Origin of the sequence: Virgibacillus salarius, from assembly GCF_039521925.1 — a bacterium.
In the GTDB taxonomy this organism is placed as follows: Bacteria; Bacillota; Bacilli; order Bacillales; family Amphibacillaceae; genus Virgibacillus; species Virgibacillus salarius.
In genome coordinates this window covers 18,827-38,147 of sequence record NZ_BAAACY010000166.1, presented here as the reverse complement: position 1 = coordinate 38,147, position 19,321 = coordinate 18,827, and the positions used below count along the sequence as shown (strand labels likewise).

20 protein-coding genes are annotated in these 19,321 nt (G+C 35.4%); 9 read left to right on the top strand and 11 right to left on the bottom strand.

All coding sequences use genetic code 11. The features are described 5' to 3' along the window. Positions 1 to 317 precede the first annotated feature (317 nt). The gene (locus ABDZ84_RS19840) at positions 318 to 1,037 is read right to left on the bottom strand and encodes a YkyA family protein (protein WP_121605032.1); all 720 of its coding nucleotides are present in this window, start codon (positions 1,035 to 1,037) and stop codon (positions 318 to 320) included. Between the two features lie 185 nt (positions 1,038 to 1,222). Between ABDZ84_RS19840 and def the strand changes: the two genes are divergently transcribed. Continuing rightward, on the top strand, positions 1,223 to 1,774 hold the full coding sequence (def, locus tag ABDZ84_RS19835; RefSeq protein WP_026680751.1) for a peptide deformylase: 552 nt from the start codon (positions 1,223 to 1,225) through the stop codon (positions 1,772 to 1,774). Positions 1,775 to 1,819: 45 nt separating this feature from the next. Here the strand turns inward: def and ABDZ84_RS19830 are convergent, their stop codons facing one another. Further along, a complete protein-coding gene (locus tag ABDZ84_RS19830) occupies positions 1,820 to 2,593 on the bottom strand; it encodes a Cof-type HAD-IIB family hydrolase (RefSeq protein WP_026680750.1) in 774 nt (257 codons plus the stop codon). 486 nt (positions 2,594 to 3,079) lie between these two features. Here ABDZ84_RS19830 and ABDZ84_RS19825 point away from each other — a divergent pair, with 486 nt between their 5' ends. Further along, positions 3,080 to 3,289: a DNA-dependent RNA polymerase subunit epsilon gene (locus ABDZ84_RS19825; RefSeq protein ID WP_026680749.1), complete on the top strand. Its 210-nt coding sequence runs from the start codon at positions 3,080 to 3,082 to the stop codon at positions 3,287 to 3,289. 3 nt (positions 3,290 to 3,292) lie between these two features. Next, positions 3,293 to 4,960, top strand: coding sequence for a ribonuclease J1 (gene rnjA / locus ABDZ84_RS19820; RefSeq protein ID WP_026680748.1), 1,668 nt, complete (start codon positions 3,293 to 3,295; stop codon positions 4,958 to 4,960). Positions 4,961 to 5,107: 147 nt separating this feature from the next. Here the strand turns inward: rnjA and ABDZ84_RS19815 are convergent, their stop codons facing one another. From ABDZ84_RS19815 to cbpB, 8 genes are all read right to left on the bottom strand, one after another. Then, the gene (locus tag ABDZ84_RS19815) at positions 5,108 to 5,773 is read right to left on the bottom strand and encodes a potassium channel family protein (protein WP_026680747.1); all 666 of its coding nucleotides are present in this window, start codon (positions 5,771 to 5,773) and stop codon (positions 5,108 to 5,110) included. Positions 5,774 to 6,370: 597 nt separating this feature from the next. Beyond that, positions 6,371 to 8,209: an ABC transporter ATP-binding protein gene (locus tag ABDZ84_RS19810; RefSeq protein ID WP_026680746.1), complete on the bottom strand. Its 1,839-nt coding sequence runs from the start codon at positions 8,207 to 8,209 to the stop codon at positions 6,371 to 6,373. An 11-nt stretch (positions 8,210 to 8,220) separates the two neighbouring features. Beyond that, complete coding sequence (locus ABDZ84_RS19805) at positions 8,221 to 9,972, bottom strand: ABC transporter ATP-binding protein (protein ID WP_121605029.1); 1,752 nt, start codon at positions 9,970 to 9,972, stop codon at positions 8,221 to 8,223. A 290-nt stretch (positions 9,973 to 10,262) separates the two neighbouring features. Beyond that, positions 10,263 to 10,715, bottom strand: a complete 453-nt coding sequence (locus ABDZ84_RS19800) for a TlpA family protein disulfide reductase (RefSeq protein WP_026680744.1) — start codon at positions 10,713 to 10,715, stop codon at positions 10,263 to 10,265. Between the two features lie 105 nt (positions 10,716 to 10,820). Continuing rightward, positions 10,821 to 11,063, bottom strand: coding sequence for a YkuS family protein (locus ABDZ84_RS19795; protein ID WP_026680743.1), 243 nt, complete (start codon positions 11,061 to 11,063; stop codon positions 10,821 to 10,823). Positions 11,064 to 11,132: 69 nt separating this feature from the next. Beyond that, positions 11,133 to 12,248: an N-acetyldiaminopimelate deacetylase gene (locus ABDZ84_RS19790; RefSeq protein WP_034678870.1), complete on the bottom strand. Its 1,116-nt coding sequence runs from the start codon at positions 12,246 to 12,248 to the stop codon at positions 11,133 to 11,135. Positions 12,249 to 12,261: 13 nt separating this feature from the next. Further along, positions 12,262 to 12,981 carry a 2,3,4,5-tetrahydropyridine-2,6-dicarboxylate N-acetyltransferase gene (gene dapD, locus ABDZ84_RS19785; RefSeq protein WP_026680741.1) on the bottom strand — a complete coding sequence of 240 codons (720 nt, stop codon included), beginning with the start codon at positions 12,979 to 12,981 and terminating at the stop codon, positions 12,262 to 12,264. 340 nt (positions 12,982 to 13,321) lie between these two features. Next, on the bottom strand, positions 13,322 to 13,765 hold the full coding sequence (gene cbpB / locus ABDZ84_RS19780; protein ID WP_026680740.1) for a cyclic-di-AMP-binding protein CbpB: 444 nt from the start codon (positions 13,763 to 13,765) through the stop codon (positions 13,322 to 13,324). A gap of 192 nt (positions 13,766 to 13,957) precedes the next feature. On the opposite strand from cbpB, the gene ABDZ84_RS19775 reads away from it, so the two are divergent. The 5 genes from ABDZ84_RS19775 (at position 13,958) to ABDZ84_RS19755 (ending at position 17,674) form a co-directional block, all read left to right on the top strand. Continuing rightward, complete coding sequence (locus tag ABDZ84_RS19775) at positions 13,958 to 14,260, top strand: ArsR/SmtB family transcription factor (RefSeq protein ID WP_026680739.1); 303 nt, start codon at positions 13,958 to 13,960, stop codon at positions 14,258 to 14,260. A gap of 11 nt (positions 14,261 to 14,271) precedes the next feature. Further along, positions 14,272 to 15,183, top strand: a complete 912-nt coding sequence (locus ABDZ84_RS19770) for a cation diffusion facilitator family transporter (RefSeq protein WP_026680738.1) — start codon at positions 14,272 to 14,274, stop codon at positions 15,181 to 15,183. Positions 15,184 to 15,459: 276 nt separating this feature from the next. Next, positions 15,460 to 16,314: a metallophosphoesterase gene (locus ABDZ84_RS19765; protein WP_343782743.1), complete on the top strand. Its 855-nt coding sequence runs from the start codon at positions 15,460 to 15,462 to the stop codon at positions 16,312 to 16,314. Between the two features lie 172 nt (positions 16,315 to 16,486). After that, the gene (locus tag ABDZ84_RS19760; protein ID WP_026680736.1) at positions 16,487 to 17,065 is read left to right on the top strand and encodes an SCO family protein; all 579 of its coding nucleotides are present in this window, start codon (positions 16,487 to 16,489) and stop codon (positions 17,063 to 17,065) included. Positions 17,066 to 17,197: 132 nt separating this feature from the next. Further along, on the top strand, positions 17,198 to 17,674 hold the full coding sequence (locus tag ABDZ84_RS19755; RefSeq protein ID WP_026680735.1) for a YkyB family protein: 477 nt from the start codon (positions 17,198 to 17,200) through the stop codon (positions 17,672 to 17,674). A gap of 100 nt (positions 17,675 to 17,774) precedes the next feature. Here the strand turns inward: ABDZ84_RS19755 and ABDZ84_RS19750 are convergent, their stop codons facing one another. Then, a complete protein-coding gene (locus ABDZ84_RS19750; RefSeq protein WP_121605026.1) occupies positions 17,775 to 18,050 on the bottom strand; it encodes a hypothetical protein in 276 nt (91 codons plus the stop codon). 239 nt (positions 18,051 to 18,289) lie between these two features. Here ABDZ84_RS19750 and ABDZ84_RS19745 point away from each other — a divergent pair, with 239 nt between their 5' ends. Continuing rightward, positions 18,290 to 19,201 (top strand): DMT family transporter, encoded by a 912-nt coding sequence (locus ABDZ84_RS19745; RefSeq protein ID WP_026680733.1) that lies wholly within the window; start codon positions 18,290 to 18,292, stop codon positions 19,199 to 19,201. Positions 19,202 to 19,321 lie beyond the last annotated feature (120 nt).

Sequence of the window (19,321 nt, the reverse complement as noted above, 5' to 3'; positions counted from 1 at the left end):
CTACTTGGCTTAACGCAGTCATTGCACTGATTTTATACTTTCTTAACTTAGAACAAAAGCGCAAGCGCCCGATTAGAAACGTAGCGACTGAAGCGAGTGATTGGAGGTAAAGGAAGCACGGTAAGCTTGCAAGCCGATGATGGCTTAGATTAGGACGATTCGTGAAGTCACCTCGTTTCTGGGCGCTGGAGCTGGACGCGGCTTAACACGCCCCTATTTATCCACATGGGCAAACTCTATAAGTTCCTAAACTAACAAAAACGCTACAGCATCACCTTTAGAGGTACTGTAGCGTGTTATTCCTAAAAACTACCTATTTATTTTTCTGTTGAAGATTCTTTGGAGTTCGTTTCTTTATTTGACTTATCTCCAGTAGGGTTTTCTTCATAGCTTACTTCCATACCTGCCAAACTATAGAATTCCTTCTTTAAGTTATTATACTTTACGGTATTATCATTAAACGCTTTATTTAAATCAATAACCTTTTCATAACTATCATTTATTTTATTAATTTGTTCAGTTAAAGTCTTTTGCTCAAGATCCTCTTTTTGAAGCATGGTATACATTTCTTTTTCGAGTTTTAACGATTCTTGATAAGCTTTATTTAGCTTTGAATACGTTTCATAGCGCTTTTCCATTACTTCGTTCATATTTTCAGCTTTCTTCTTCACTTTATCCGCTTCAAGATCAGTAATCAGCTCTTCTATTTCAGAGAATTCATTACTTGCTGCTTCAATACTTTCCTTTTCTTTAGCTATTTCTTTAGCACGTTGATCAATTGTTTCAATTGCTTGTTTAGAATATTTCTTAATTTTATCCATTTCGTCCATACCGAGATTGACAATTTTACTGTATAATTGCTGCTCTTCTTTTTCTAAATCAGTAATTTTACTTTGTTGCTCCTCAAAGCCTTGTTCTAAAGAAACAGCTTCCTCTAAATGTCCTTGAATTTTTTCCTCAGTAGACTTACTACTACAAGCAGAAATCACTAATAAAAGTATGATTCCTGCGAAAATGGCAGATTTTTTTAATGGCACGAATATTACCCCCTACAACTTTTCCATCAATTATTCGATTCTCAGTATACCATAAAATATATCGGACAAAAGATAAATCTAATTGCTCTAGCATGTATATAGTAAAACTATGATTAATATAACTTAAATATGATAAAATATGAAATTGAAATGAAGAATAGAGTATAGGATTAGGAGTGGTATGCATGATAACCATGAAAGATATTGTTCGTGAAGGGCATCCTTCTTTAACAACTGTTGCTGAAGAGGTGGAGAATCCATTAAACACCGCTGATAAAAAGTTATTAGAGGATATGATTACATTTTTAAAAAATAGTCAAGATGAAGAAATAGCTGAAAAATATCAATTACGCGCAGGGGTAGGTTTAGCAGCACCTCAGCTTGGCTTAAATAAGCGATTAGTAGCTGTACACTTCGAAGATCCTAATGGGAAGCAATACAGCTATGGGCTTGTTAACCCTAAAGTAATTAGTCACTCCGTAGAAAAAACCTATTTATCTACAGGTGAGGGGTGTTTATCTGTCGACCGTCCAGTGGAAGGCTACGTGCCTAGGTATGCACGCATTACAGTAAAAGCTTTTGATAAGGAAGGTAATCCTTTAAAATTACGATTAAAAGGCTATGCAGCGATCGTATTCCAACATGAGATTGATCACCTGAACGGTATTATGTTTTATGATCATATTAATGAAGATAATCCTTTTGCTATTCCAGAAAATGCAAAACCACTAGAATAAAGAGAAACGGCAGAACCCTTATGGACTGCCGTTTCTCTTATTCATTTATACTAAATTTACATATTCTAATCCTTTTCGTATTCCATCCTGATCAACAGAGGCTGTTGTAAAATCTGCTACTTTTTTTAATTCAGGAACTGCATTTCCCATGGCTATACCTGTACCTGTCTCCTTTAACATTTCAATATCATTTAAACCGTCTCCAAACGAATAGGTATCTTGTAAATCTAATCCACTAGCTTCAATTAGCTTTTCTACTCCAACCGCTTTAGACCCCCCGATTGGTAAAATATCACATGAATAATCGTGCCAGCGTAAGAAATGCAGGCGATCATGAGCTCGAGCAAAGAGCTTTTCTTGTTCATTTTCACAAAATATCAACGCTTGATGAATTTTGTTTACTTTATAAAAATCTGGATCTACTTTTGGATAGGAAATTTTCAGACTCCCCATACTCTCGGAAATAAAGGGGTGATCCGAAACCGAGGCTCTCATTTCCTGATTATTTAAATAGACTAACGGATAATCTAAATCCAGTGCTTTATTATATAAGTTAGCAAGCTCTTCTTTCTCTAGTGGATTTTCATAAACTGTTTTTCCTTCAAATACAACAAATTGTCCATTAAAGCTAACATAAGAATGAATATCCAACTCTTTCCGAATATCTTCAAACATAAACGGAGCTCTTCCAGTCGCTATCGCAACATAAACACCTTTATTTTTTAATTCTTGAATAGCCTCTTTTGTTGAAGCTGGTAACTGCTTATGATGATCTAATAAGGTGCCATCAATATCAAAAAATACAATTTTTTTCTGCATTCTGCTATTCCCCTTTTCTGGATGTATAAGAAATTAAACTATGTTAAAACTAAGTATACCAACGTATCAAAAGAAAGTCTGTAAAGCAATAATAAATATTTTTTAAAAGAAATAAAGTATTTTTATTTCAATCTTCCTCAACTCATACTATACTATAGATAAGAGGGATTGGATCGGTAGAACGTTTTTCTTGCTTTTCTTAAATCTGAGAAAGGAGCTGTAACGTCATGTTAAAACGCCTAAAAGAAAAGCTCAAGAAACGCTGGAAAGACTTTTTAGGCCAAGGACGTGTACCTACAACTTGTAAAAAAGACTACCATTGATAGTACCAATCGCAACAATATAAAGGTACCATAAAGCCGGAAATACAAAAACGGGAAATCGGATAAATCAGGAAAAACATGTATCAAATCAGGTATAATTTAGTGTAAATAAACGTGTTATAAAAATAGAAATGGACAAGAATGATAATTAAGGAGAGATGAGATGATTTACAAAGTTTTATATCAAGAACTGCCAGAAGAAATTCCAGTTCGAGAGCGTACGAAGAGTGTATATGTTGAAGGAGAATCTGTAAGACAAGTTCGAAAAAAATTAAATGAACGCAAGTATAATATTGAGTATATCCACGAAATGGATGAAGCACATTTAGATTACGAAAAATTATCCGATGATTTTAAAGTGGAGAACATATAAAAAATGAAGTTCGTTAAAAATGACCAAGCTGCTGTTTTTGCATTAGGCGGACTAGGGGAAATCGGAAAGAATACGTACGGAGTACAATTCCAGGATGAAATAATATTAATTGATGCTGGAATTAAATTTCCTGAAGATGAACTTTTAGGTATCGACTACGTAATTCCTGATTACACTTACCTTGTGCAAAACCAGGATAAAATCAAAGGATTATTTATTACTCACGGTCATGAGGATCATATTGGGGGAATCCCTTATCTTCTTCGTGAAATCAATGTGCCAATATATGCCGGTAAACTTGCGATCGGATTAATTCGTAACAAATTAGACGAACACGGTCTATTAAGAAACGCTAAATTAAATACCATACAAGAAGACGATATAATTAAATTCCGTAAAACTTCCGTTAGCTTTTTCCTTACTACTCACAGTATTCCCGATGCTTATGGTATCGTAGTTAAAACACCACCAGGTAACATTGTGCATACTGGTGATTTCAAATTTGACTTTACACCTGTTGGTGAACCAGCTAATCTTTCTAGGATGGCTGAAATTGGCAAAGAAGGTGTGCTCTGTTTGCTTTCTGACAGTACGAACAGTGAGGTTCCTGGATTTACCATGTCAGAAAAAGTGGTTGGGGCGAACATCAAAGATATCTTTAGCAGAGTAAATGGTAGGGTTATATTTGCGACATTTGCGTCAAATATTTATCGACTTCAACAGGTTGTAGAAGCTGCAGTTAATAATAACCGTAAAATAGCTGTATTCGGTCGTAGTATGGAATCTGCCATTAATCTCGGACAAGAATTAGGTTATATACAAGCTCCTAAAGACACATTTATTGATGCAAATCAGATTAATCGTCTTCCAGCTCAAGAAGTAACCATTCTATGTACCGGTTCACAAGGTGAACCTATGGCTGCCCTTTCCCGTATTGCCAATGGAACACACCGTCAGATTCAAATTATACCAGGTGATACTGTTGTATTTTCTTCATCACCAATCCCTGGAAATACAATAAGTGTTGGACGTACAATTAATAAATTGTACCGAGCTGGTGCAGATGTTATTCATGGCAAATTAAGTAATATTCATACTTCTGGTCACGGTAGTCAGGAAGAGCAAAAATTAATGCTTCGCCTTATCAAACCAAAATACTTCATGCCTATCCATGGAGAATACCGTATGCTAAAAGAGCATATGAAATTAGCCGAAGCGTGTGATGTAGAGCCAAGTAATTCATTTATTATGGATAATGGCGATGTATTGGCATTAGGAAAAGATAATGCCATTATAGCTGGAAAAATCCCTTCAGGTTCCATTTATGTTGATGGAAGCGGCATAGGTGATATTGGTAATATCGTGTTACGAGATCGACGAATCCTTTCTGAAGAAGGACTTGTAATCGTGGTTGTCAGTATAAATATGAAAGAGTTTAAAATCTCTGCTGGACCAGACATCATCTCTAGAGGATTCGTTTATATGAGAGAATCAGAGGATCTCATTAATGAAGCGCAAAAATTAGTCGCTTCTCATCTAGATAAAGTAATGGAACGAAAAACTACGCAATGGTCTGAAATTAAGAACGAAATAACAGATACGATTGCCCCATTTCTTTATGAAAAAACAAAACGCAGACCGATGGTGTTACCTATTATTATGGAAGTTTAATGGTAAAATAGTAGAACCGCTAAATAAAGATGATTAAATTTATCTTCTGACTGAGCGATAAATGAACAATCTGTCTGTAAAACAAAAACCCAAACTTTATCTAAAATATTTCAGATAAAGTTTGGGTTTTACATGTTTTTTTTAGCTTTATTCCTCGATGACTAAATGTTTTTCGAAGCGAGAAATATCTTTATCCGCACCGATAACGATAAGTATATCTCCTTCTGTGAAGACGTGATCAGCACTTGGTGAGACATTTATATCCTTTCCTTGTTTTACTGCGACAACGTTACAGCCATAGTTGGCTCGTATATCTAAATCTGCCAATGTTTTGCCTAACATTTTATTTCCTACTTTAACTTCGACAATACTATGATCATCCGATAATTCTAGATAATCTAAAATATTATTGGAAATAATATTATGCGCTATTCGTTTACCCATATCTCTTTCAGGATGAACAACTTGATCAGCACCAATTTTATTTAAAATTTTTGCATGGTAATCATTTTGAGCCTTAACTGTAATTTTTTTAATCCCTAAATCAGTCAATATAACCGTCGTAAGAATACTTGCTTGAATATCATCACCTATTGCCACAATCACATGATCTATATTTTTAACTCCTAATTCTTTCAACGACACTTCATCCGTTGAATCAGCAATCACTGCGTGTGATGCAATATTTTTAAATTCATTTACTCGATCCTCATTATTATCAATAGCAAGAACTTCCATACCCTCCATGCTAAGCTCTTTACAAATACTACCACCAAATCTTCCAAGACCTATTACCGCAAATTCTCGTTTCATCCTGTTTCCTCCATCACTATTCTTTGTCCTTAGCTTATCACATATTTCTATATGAATAAAAGAGACAAATATTTTGTGAACGGATAGCTTTCGCTGCGACTGTAAGCCTCTGTCAACAACAATCTTGGACTTTAAAGGATGTCTGAAAGGGATTTCTGCCTGTATAAAATGAACCAAACGCTTCCCTATCCTCTCCAAAAAAAGCAACTTCCTAAAACCCCGCAGGAAGCCGCTTTTTGCTTCCTAGGAGGTCTCTAGAACTCAGTATAGGCAGGGGTTTTCTAAACCATTAAAAAGAGGCTGGAACAAAACACAACTTCTTTACCCAAAATACGAATAATCATGTTATCAATAGGAGTATCATCGCCGCACCGGGAAAATATACGCTCTTTCCACGAACACGGCCACAGCTAACTTGGTAAAGAAAAACACGTTATCAGTTGGATCTTCGGACTCGTGCGGTTCCCGCTAGAGTCTCGCTTATTTCAGGTGCTAAATGAATGATTCTAATCAAAAAAACGAACGATAATTAATTTTTTTAATTAATTTATCGTCCGTTTTTAATTGTTTCTTCATTCTTTTGTCTCAGCCTCTTAATCACATTGCATCAAGCATTTGAAATTGTGATTTCACTAATCCATAGTATTCTCCTTGCTTACGCATTAATTCACTATGATTTCCACTTTCTAATATTTTTCCTTGTTCTAATACGAAGATATTATCTGCTTCTCTAATGGTTGATAACCGATGTGCAATGATAATTGCAGTTCTCCCCTTCAGCAGCCTTCCTAATGCTTCTTGTATCTTTACCTCTGTCTCCGTATCAATACTTGCCGTGGCTTCATCTAAAATTAAAATACTTGGATTAGCAAGCAATGCTCTTGCAAAAGATAATAGCTGCCTCTCACCCGCCGATAAAATATTCCCCCGCTCTTCAACTTCCGTTTCATAACCATTTGCTAATCGCTGAATAAAATCATCTGCTCCAACAACCTTTGCTGCCTCTTTTACTTCTTCATCAGATGCATCTGGCCTACCAAATCGAATATTCTCTATAATCGTGCCTGAGAATATAAATGTATCCTGTAACACTACACTTATTTTTTGCCGTAAGCTGTTTAGATTTACTTCCTTTAAATCATGCCCGTCAATTTTTACTTTTCCTTTTGTAGGATCGTAGAATCTACTGATTAAGTTAGCAATTGTCGACTTGCCGCTCCCCGTATGTCCAACTAACGCAATAGTTTGACCTTGCTTAATCTCAAAAGAAATTTCATGTAAAGCAATTCGATCATTATCATAAGAAAACTCTACCTTGTCAAATTCTATATGCCCGTTCATGTCATCAATTCCATATGCATCTGCTGCCTCTTTTACATTTGGTTTTTCATCAAGGAATTCAAAAATTCGCTCTGAGGCGGCCATTGCCATTAGCATTTGATTATACATTTGCCCGAGTCGAGAAATTGGGTCCCAAAACATGCCAATAAAGAAGGCAAAAGATACAAAGTCTCCTATTTCTATCCCACCATTCTCCACACCTAAAAGAATTAGATAGGCACCATATGAAATAAGAATGATCGTACCAATTGCATTACTCATCTCTACAAATGGACGAAACATCGCGCTTTTCCTCGTAGCTTCTCTCCAGCTTTTATAATTATCTGAGTTTACTCCATGGAAATATTCCCCGTTTTCTTTTTCCTGTGAGAATGACTGGGTAATCCGCATACCTTGAAGTCCTTCATTCAAATGGGAATTCATGCGAGACTGTTGAATACGTACGGATTGCCAAGATCTACGAATAGTTCTTCTAAGCTTTGTTGTAAGGTAAAACATTACTGGCAGGATGATCATGATTGCAAGCGCCAACTTCGGACTTAATACGAATAAGATGACGATGATACCAACAAGTGTAACAACGTCCATTAATAAATTTATAATTCCATTCGTAAATAATTCTTGAAGTGAATTAATATCGTTCATAATCCGTACTAAAATAGATCCCGCAGATCTAGAATCAAAAAAACGATGAGATAGATGTTGTACATGAGAAAACAAATGCTGTCGAATATCATAAATGACGTTCTGCCCTAGAATATTTACCCACTTAATTCGATAGACGTTACCAACATAACTGAGTAAGTAAAGGATACCTATACCAATAACTAAATAGGTAAGAAGCGAAATATTCCCTTCGTCAATTGCTACATCAATCGCTACTTTACCAATTAAGATGGGGACAATAAGTCTTACAGCTGTTGAAACTAGCATTGCAATAATTGCTGCAGGTAAGTATGTTCTCGAATAAGGCTTTAAATAAATAAGTAATCTCCACATTTGCTTCCAGTTAAAAGGTTTTTCAATAGCTTGATCCTGTGTATAGTAAAATCGTTGCAAATGTCTACTCTCTTTTTCCTCTCTTTGTTGCGCCATAGTTTCCCTCCTTATGCATGTTGTCTATTCATGATCTCTTCACGATCCTGATATTGAATCTCATAAATACGCTGGTAAGCTCCCTGATTTTGTAACAGAAAATCATGTGTACCTCGCTCTACAACCTCACCATCCTCTAAAACAATGATTTCATCCGCGTGCTTTAAGGATGATATTCGATGGGCAATGATAAACGAGGTTCTACCTTTCATTACTTCTTTAAGTGCCTTTTGTATTTTAAATTCCGTCTCCATGTCTACAGCAGAAGTTGCATCATCTAACACGAGAATACTTGGATTAATACAGATTGCTCTGGCAATGGCAATTCGTTGTTTCTGACCACCAGATAGCCCCATTCCTCGCTCCCCAAGCATCGTCTCATATCCATTTGGCATCTTCATAATAAAATCATGTGCTTGTGCTCGCATGGCTGCATCTATAATCTGTTCTTCTGAAACATTTGGGTTTCCGTATGCAATATTCTCTCTTATTGTTGTTGAAAACAGAAACGGCTCCTGCAATACAAATCCAATTGCTTGACGTAAGGTTTTAATGCGGTAGTCGGAAACAGCTCTCCCATCAACTAGAACCTCACCTTTTTCAGGCTCATAGAATCTTGTTATTAATTGAGTAATACTTGTTTTTCCTGAACCAGTTGACCCAATTAAGCCAACTACTTTCCCTGGTGGGGCATCAAATGAAATGTCTTTTAGGGCAGAATCATCGTTTTCAGAATAGGTTAATGTCACATTATTAAACGTTACATGGCCTTTAATAGGCTGATCGATAGCTGTTTCACTTTCCTCTATATCCTCTTTAGCTTCAAGTATTTCTAGCAATCGTTCAGCAGAAGCTTTTGCTTGAGAAAATTGATTGACAACAAAACCCAGATTCATTAGCGGACCCATAATGTACCAAACCAGGCTAAAGAATGCGACGAGTTCACCAATAGATAAATTGCCGTTAATTACTAGGTAACCTCCAAATGCCAGTAAAGCCACGGCACAAAAGTTACCTATAAATTCCATTAAAGGAAAATATTTAGACCATATGAAAGATGTTTTTAAATAGTTTTGTCGGTAATCATCATTGCTTACAGAAAATCTCCCTATTTCAAAATCCTCTCTGGATAAAGATTTTACTGTATTCATCCCACTAATATTTTCCTGCACTCTTGTATTTAACTTTCCAAACGACTTACGAATTTTCCGAAATGCTGGATGAACCCGTTTATCGAACTGATACACAACGATTCCAAGAAAAGGCATTGCTGCCATCGTAACCAAGGCTAGCGGCACTGAAAAATAAAACATTACTCCTAAACTAATACCGATCAGTAAAATGATGCGCAGTAATTCAGAAAAACCAAATGATAGGAAAAAACGAAATCCTTCTACATCAGCGGTTAATCGTGACATGATGTCACCTGTTTTTGCATTGTCATAGTATTTAAAAGAGAGCCTTTGTAGTTTATCGTATAGTGCGTCACGTAATTTATATACAGCTATAATCCCAAATAAATCTCCTAAATATTGATGATAAAACGTAGCAAACCCCTTAAATATCATTAACAATAAAAATGCTCCTGAAATATACGGTATCAATTCATACTGATCAGCCAAAACGACGTTATCAATCGTCTGTTGCAATATAATTGGATACACAACGGTAATGACTGTAACAAAGAATAAGAAGAATAATGACAGCATTAAATATTTCTTGTACGGCCAAAAGAATTGCTTTAGCTTTTTAAATGTGTCCAAGTGTTTCCCTCCTTTAGATGAATTTCCGTAATTACTAATATAACGGGTTCCGAAATAAATATCCACTCTTTTAACTCAATTTTTTAAATTTTTTTCAAGTTATTATTTTTAAGAATTATGAATGTGTATGAACCCTTCATTCAATGGCTTGACCTATTAAAATATAAAACATGAATAGTTACATGATCAAACTTTTATCTTATTACCTTTATAGCATAAACGAACAATCGTTCTTATATATAATATTTTTTCCCAAACAAAAACCTCTGCTTCGTTGCAGAGGCCTATTGTTAGTTATTTTCAGCATGTACCAATCGCTGGATTCGCTGTTCAAGCATATTGGTATTACTTTTTCCCTTTTGTACAAAACGTAGTATTCCTGATTTATCAAATAGATAAAACGACGGAACATAATTCAATCCAAATGCATCTGTTATCTCATCATTGTTATCTACAATAATCGGTTCATGCATACCATAATTAGCTACAACTAGTTTGATTTTCTTCATGTTCTTATCACTTATAGAACGTGGTATATGAACTGAAATAACCTGTAAATTCCCTTGATAAGTATCTCGTAATTGATTAATTCTAGGAATGGCTTTTTTACATAGATGACAACTGACAGACCAAAAATGGATGAATGTTGGTTTTGAGCCGATTAAATCTTCCTTGGTAATCGAATCACTGTTTAACCAATTAGTGGCTCCATTTAATTCCGGCATCTCATCACGTAAACGCATGCTACTACCTCCTAAAGTATCCTTAAATTCAACCGTCTACCCATACCTATATATGAATAGTTGGATAAAATGGTTCGTTGAAAATAAGAATATTTAAGAGAAAAATTAATCTAATTTATGATTTACCATTTGGCAAACATCATTTGCACTGAATCCTTGAGCATTAATTACAGCACCAGCAATTTGTGTATCCGTCACACCCATTAAATTCTTATCCTGTCCAGAAATAATACAACAATCACAATATGCAGCATCGTCTGCATTTTTTAAATCTACAACCTCATGTCCCATCTCCATTAATGCCTCTTTAACATCTGTTAATGTTTCTTCCACACCAATACGTGCCACTTTCATTGCCTCCTCTATATATTTAATTCATATATAGATTTTGCAACTAATAAGAAAGATATACAAAAGCTATAAAGAAAGCATCTTAATTGTTTTTGTAACAGCTTCTACTCCCACAAATAATGCGTCCTCATCAGGATTTAACTGTGCGTGGTGAAGACCATATTCAGAATCTACTCCTAGCCAAAACATAAATCCGGGTATATCTTTTAACATATACCCAAAATCCTCACCAGTCATTGCGGCATCTGCTTGTATATAATTCAGATCAGTCGCTTGAATTATTTCGGAAAAACGTTCCACCAGCTGGTGATCATTATACACCTGATAATAATTGGCACCATAATCAAGTGTAATGGAACAATCATAGGCCATTTCAAAACCTTTAGCCATTTTCTCCAGTCGATTTTTTACCGTCTGAATAGCATTAGGATGTTCGGTTCGAATCGTTCCCTCCAGCCTTGCTGTCTCTGCAATCGCATTCTGAACAAATCCACTTTCCATTTTTCCTATAGTGACAACCGCACCCTCCAGCGGGTTTATGTTTCTCGAAACAATTTGCTGCATCTGCACGATAAAACTACTTGCAGCAACCGCCATATCCCTTGTTAAATGCGGATATGCAGCGTGTCCACCTTTGCCAGTAAAATCTAAATAAAGTTCACTAGTATTAGCAAATAACAGCCCTGGTTTACTAGATACTGTACCTACTGGTAGTTCTGGAGCAATATGCAAAGCAAAGATTACATCTGGACGCCAATCATTAAATTGTTCAGACTGCATTAATGGAAGTGCACCACCAGGTCCTTCTTCGGCAGGCTGGAATATAAATAAACAATTATCCTTAATCGGATTTTCTATCATGTGCTGTAATGCTCCAAGTCCAATGGTCATATGAAAATCATGACCACAAGCATGCATCTTTCCTTGATGCAAGGAAGAAAACGCTAAATTGGTCTTTTCCATAATTGGTAATCCATCCATATCAGCTCGAAAACCTATGGTTTTCTCCGGAGCTAATCCCGCTACAAATACAAGTATACCTGTTTTCCATAATTGAATAGACACTCGATCAGTCTGGAAATCTTTAATTTTTTCAAGCAAGTATTGCTGTGTTTTTATTTCTTGAAATCCTAGTTCGGGTATCTGATGTAGATCTCTTCTAATCTCTTTTAGTTCTAGCATATTTATTCCCTACTTAGTCATTTAATTTCCGTAGCTCTTGTTTGATCTCTGTCTTTGATTTTGTATTCTCATCGATTTCTTTTAATACTTTTGCAGGCGTGCCAGCAACCAATGTGTTTGGCGCAACATCCTTTGTAACAATTGCTCCAGCTGCAACGATTGCTCCTTTCCCTATCGTAACACCTTCCAACACAACTACATTTGCTCCAATTACCACATCATCTTCTACGACAACCGGTTTTGCAGATGGTGGTTCAATAACCCCAGCAAGAACGGTTCCTGCGCCAATATGACAATTCTTACCAACTGTCGCACGCCCACCCAGCACAGCGTTCATATCAATCATCGTTCCTGCGCCAATAACAGAACCGATATTTATCATTGCTCCCATCATAATGACACAACCGTCACCAATTTCTACTTGATCACGAATTACAGCACCTGGTTCAATACGAGCATTAATTCCTTTTAAATCTAGTAATGGAATTGCCGAATTTCTGCGATCATTTTCCAGCACATAATCCTCTATAACATCTTTATTATTCTCTAATAGGCTCTTGATTGTTTCCCATTCTCCAAATAAGACACCACTTTTACTCTCCAAAAACGATTGAATCGATTTATCTAATTCTAATTGACTTAAATCATTACCCTTTATATATACTTTCACTGGTGTACTTTTTTTGCTGTTTGAGATAAAGCTTATAATTTCATTTGCATCCATCATATTCATTATTTCGTATCCTCCTATTTATGTACTATCTTTTAATTTAGCAGATAGCTTTTTTCGTCGCAATTATTATCCATTATGTAAATTCCTAAAGAGGCTTTTACAAATAATCTTATCTAGATTATCCCTGTTCATTAAAGCAATGAAAGAGACTAAAGCAAAAGTATTTCTTCAAAAAATAACCCGAACGAATCAGTTCGGATTATTTTGGTATCATCGCTCTAGCAAAATACTTCGCTTTTTCAAGGAGTCTACTTATTTTGCCTGCGTTTCGTATAAACACTTAAATTTTTATTGTTCCGTTTTTGGGTGTTAACTATTTTAGTTTCGTCCCAGCATCTTCTCATGATTTTTGTGTATAAATGTCTTTTTTAACTTGCTTTAAAATGGCTCTTCTTGTTAGAATCCCATCAAAATATCCATCACTATCAGCCACACAGACAAAAGGATGGTTAATAACTGTATTTAAGCCTTTAAGTAACGAATCTTCTTTTGATAAGCAAGGTATTTCTTCATTTAAAACATCCTTAACAAGGATGTCAGAAAGCCGCTCAAACTCAAAACGTTCAAGCCCTAATATTTGATTTAATATATTGGTTTTAGCTATTGTTCCAATTAATTTATAAGATGCATCAAGAACCGGAACTGCGGAATATCCAGACTTTACCAATACAAGCAAAGCATGCTCTAATGGATTATTTACTTGTACATGTGCAACCTTCTCGGAAGAAATCATCACATCACCAACAGATAGATCAGTTAATTGCTTATCTTGCAACATACTCATCACATCACCCCTTATCATACTTTCATAGAAGGTACAGTTTCGTATCCATTTTATTAACCCACCAAACTACATTCTATATTTTACCATAGTGTAGAAATAAGAAAAACGAAACAAGCTAATTTTGGTTTGCAAAAGCAACTTATAAAAGTTATAATATGAACATATGATCATATAGTATTGGAGAGAGAAAAAATGGATTATAATCCAATTGATGAACAATTAATCGATGCTGTTTCACAAACGTTTAAAGCTTTATCTGATCCAACTCGTATTAAAATCTTACATTTACTCTTCCATAAAGAGTGTTCTGTCAGTGAGATCGCAGATTGCCTAAAAATGAATCAATCTACCATTTCACATCAGTTAAAGTATCTTAAACAGCTAAGACTAGTTAAAAACCGACGAGAAAAGACCATGTATTATTATTCTCCCGATGATTATCACGTTATGAATTTATTAGAACAAACTATTGAGCACAGTAAACATACACGATAGGAGGCTTGATTATGGGACATGATCATGACCATCACCATGGTCACCATCATCATACAAGTAACAAGAGGGTACTATTCTGGAGCTTCATCATGATTACGGCGTTTATGATAATTGAAGCAGTTGGAGGTTTGCTAACAAATAGTCTTGCTTTACTATCAGATGCTGGACATATGTTGAGTGATGCAGCTGCATTAGGATTAAGTCTTTTAGCATTTAAAATTGGCGAGCGACAAGCGACTACTTCAAAAACATATGGTTATCGTAGATTTGAAATCATCGCAGCGTTTATTAATGGCATAACATTGGTGCTTATTTCCCTCTATATTTTCTATGAAGCTTTTCATCGTTTTATGGATCCGCCAAATGTCAGTGCCAATATGATGATTATTGCCGTAATTGGGTTTATCGTTAATATCATTGTAGCTTGGATGCTGATGCGCGGAGACTCAGAAGATAACCTTAACATTAAAAGTGCATTACTTCATGTTTTAGGTGATCTCTTAGGTTCAGTTGGAGCCATCGTAGCAGGTATACTCATACTGCTTTTCGGTTGGAATATTGCCGATCCAATAGCTAGTGTAATCGTCGCCATTTTAATCTTAATTTCAGGTTTCAGAGTGACCAAGGAATCTATCCATATATTAATGGAAGGAAAGCCCGTGCATATAGATGTAAAAGAAATTAAAACAGCATTATTAAAGTTACAAGGAATAAAAGATGTGCATGATTTACATGTTTGGTCAATTACCTCTGAGTTTCCAGCGTTGAGTTGTCATGTAGTTGTTGATGATTCTATCCATCGTGATGACTTACTTAAACAAGCAAATCAGGTATTAAAAGACCAGTTTCATATATCGCATTGCACCATTCAAATGGAAGGTCTTCATACACCCTTTCAAGAAGATTGTGATTCCTGTCCTTAAACGCTACCGAGATTAGGAGTGTCTGCCTTATTATGGCGGACACTTCTTTCTATGTGAATATGCTCTCCTCCCAATAACAACAGTTCCTAAAACAAATACAGTAGCTCATTTTTCATTATTTAAACGGTTTAATACCTATCCATTTTATCGTATGTTCTTATGAATCAAATGTCAAGTAATTAACTGACTATTCCGATAAAAAGTGTGGCTAATTCAATTTTTCACTATTCGTGTTATAATTTTGTTCTAATGCATGTCGAGAAAGGTTTGTAACCAATGAACAGAAGATCATTTTTAAAAAAAGCGCTTGGTAGTTTCCTTGCGTTACTAGGGCTAAGCGGCGGAACATACTATTATGCAAAAGAAATTGAGCCTATACTTCTTCACATAAATAAAAACAGAATCTCATCTAAAAAAATAAACCCTGCATTTCAGGATTTTAAAATCATTCAATTTTCAGATACTCATATTGGATTTCATTACACATTAGAACAACTCCATGAACTTGTTCTCAAAATCAATGGACTAGAACCTGATTTAATAGTATTTACTGGTGACCTTGTGGATGAGCCCAACACCTTTCAATGGGATGATAAAATTGTAAATATTTTAAGTAAATTAACCGCTCCTAAAGGAAAATATTGGATCTACGGAAACCATGACCATGGGGGATATGGGACAGAGATAGTGATGAAAGTAATGGAAAATGCTGGTTTTCATCTTTTACAAAACAATCACACAACAATCGACGTTAACGGAGCGCAATTGACACTAGCAGGGATTGATGATGTTATGCTTGGCAAACCAGACTTACAATCAACACTTACTGAAGCTAATCCTGAACTTTTTACCATATTACTTGCTCATGAACCTGATTTTGCTGATCAAGCCGTGAATTACCCTGTAGATGTCCAATTATCTGGGCATAGTCATGGTGGACAAGTAAGATTGCCATTTATTGGTCACCTCTATACACCTGCATATGCTGAAAAATATGTGCAAGGAAAATATTCGTTAAATGATGATAAGCTTTTATTATTTGTAAATAGCGGAATCGGAACTACTAGACTGCCCTATCGATTTTTATGTAAACCAGAGATTCACCTCTATACCCTTGAACATCATAGTTAACCTTCAGGCTATTTATTAATGTCAACTAATTATATGTTAGCGCAGAAACAAAATACCTAATAAAACACACACTATCACTATTTCAGTATTTTGTTAACAATTTATACATGGTATTTTAGGGCTTTCCATGCTACACTTAATGGGATTTCAAACACGTATGGAGGTTTTACATATGCGGACAACGTGTAAATTCATTTTACCCTTAGTGTTTTTATTATTATTATTAGCTGCTTGCGGAAATAAATATCAAGGCGACTACTCTGTTGAAGTAAAGGACTTTTCATTCACGAACCAAGATGGTGAAAATGTCTCCAAAAGTGAGTTAGATGGTGACTTTTGGATTGCGGATTTTATTTTCACAAATTGTGAGACGGTTTGTCCCCCAATGACATCCAATATGGCTAATCTACAAACCCAACTAAAAGAAGCTGGCTTAGATGATGTTCGTCTTGTTTCGTTCAGTGTAGATCCAGATAATGATACGCCAGAAAAATTAAAGGAATTTGGAGAGTCCAGGGGTGCATCTTTTGATAACTGGGATTTCCTAACCGGTTATGAATTTGACAAAATCAAAGAGTTTTCTATTAAATCATTTAAAGCACCTCTAGAAATACCAGCAGACTCTGATCAGGTCATGCATAGCGTTTATTTCTACATCATTTCTCCAGATGGTGACTTTATTTATCGATTTGATGGAAGAAAGCCAGATGAAGTGAAAAAAATCGTTCCAACGATTCAAGATTTGAAATAACGTAATAACGAGCAGATAAGTTCTGCTCGTTTCTGTTGTTAAATGATTAGCTATCACTCTTGCAACAAGATATGCTTTGCGATAGGATATAGACAAGCTATTTAAGAACGGGAGCAAAGGAGGAGCCTAACTATGACAGACAAACAACAACTAGAAGAACTTGCAAAAGCACTTTATACGATTAATCGGCATGCTAAAACAGCTCCTGACCCGAAACACCTCTACGATATAAAAAAAGAAACTATAAGTCGCTTACTCTCTGAAAAACGAGCTAATAAAGTCGGACTTCATTTTTCTAAACAGCCTAAATTTAGTAATCAACATTCAACGCTTCTTGTTAAAGTAGCTAACTATTATTTCCATATTCCGCCAACCAAAAAAGACTTTAAGAATTTAGAGCACCTTGGATCATTAGACGAAAATTATCGGAACCCTCAAGCGAAAATGTCATTATCACAAGCGAAAAAAGTCATTTATCGTTATATTAATTGGAAGCCGGAAAATAAGAAAAGAAACTATGAAAAGAAACACTCTTCTGCTTCTACATATTTCACTCCTTCTTCATTGGGTAAAATGGAATGGCCGCCAAGTAAATCACACCGAAATTAGAAATAATATTTAGCCTCATAATATCCTATTCCATACAAATACAAGTCAGTTATACGCTTTATACACCCTTTTCAAGTAGTAGCGGCAATCCTCTACTGCTTTATTTATGTGAAAATAATCGTTTTCCTGCCGAGAACAAGATTAGCACAATACCAAAAATGGATAACGCTCGTAATAGTAGTGATAAATATGCATATGTAGATTTGTCTAATGTACCTGTAGTCATAAGAATACTAAAACATACTGTAAAAACACCTAAACTAATTCCGATGTACGACAGAAGCATATATGTACGTTTCCGCATATTCCACTGAATAAATATGTTTACGAAACGATATAAAATTCCTATTCCTAGAACGATCAGGAATAGTAACAAATAGCTACCCTCCCCTATTATTGATTGCAATCGATGCATATCATACTCTATATAAAGGATGAACATTGTATCGTCCCTTTCTTCTTTCCATAGATTAGTAGCATTCTATCCTATTCTTCTTTTAACTATACATCCTTATTCATCCCTAAGAAATTACCTTCTACACAAAATTCTCACAGAACATTTATTAAATTTGATATAATGGGCTAAATTGACAACTATAGAGGGGTGATTTGTATTTGAAAAAAGCATATTTATATATTATCACCGGTGCTGCTTTATGGGGGACAATCAGTTGGTATGTTAAAAACCTCTATTCGTTTGGCTTCACACCTATGGAGGTAGTAATTTTACGAGCATGGTCAACAGCCCTATTGCTCTTTCTTTACTTATTATTTTTTTTCCGAAACAAACTAAAGCTTAAATCCTTGAAAGATATAAGGTATTTCCTTGGAACTGGTATTTTAAGCATTACTTTCTTTAATTTTTGCCTATTTACAGCGATTGAATTAAGTACCATTCCTGTGGCTACAGCATTATTATACACCGCCCCTGCATTTGTAATGATATTATCCTTTTTATTTTTCAAAGAGCCCATTACGAAAGGGAAGCTTATGGCTCTTCTAACGACATTAATTGGAACTTGTCTCGTAGTAGAAGTCATACCATTTAATCTAAATGCTGTATCTCTAAGTGCAATTATTTTTGGTTTAGGTGCTGGATTTGGCTACTCCTTATATAGTATATTTAGCAAGTTTGCACTTCGAAAATACTCTAGTCTCAGCATAACTACTTATACGTTCATCATAGCTGCAATTGCATTATCACCTCTATTTCCTTACAAGGAAAAATGGGAATTACTCATGTACCCCGAGGTGATTTTCTACACACTTGGATTAGGCTTTTTACCTACTGCTTTCGCTTATATTATTTATACACATGGACTTAACCACACAGAAGCTTCCAAAGCATCTATTTTATCAACAGTTGAGCCAGTTGTAGCTACATTGATAGGTATATTAATATTTCAAGAGACGTTTTCTATCATCCAATCGATTGGGATGGCTTGTATTTTGGGGGCTGTTCTTTTTATTCAGTTAAATAACCAACCTAAGGCGGTCAACCTTTTACGAAAAACTGGTACATCATAAAAGAGGCTGGGACAAAACACAACTTCTTTACTCAAAATACGAATAATCATATGATCAATAGGAGAATCATCGCCGCACCGTGAAAATATACGCTCTTTCCGCTATTTAGCCACAAAAACG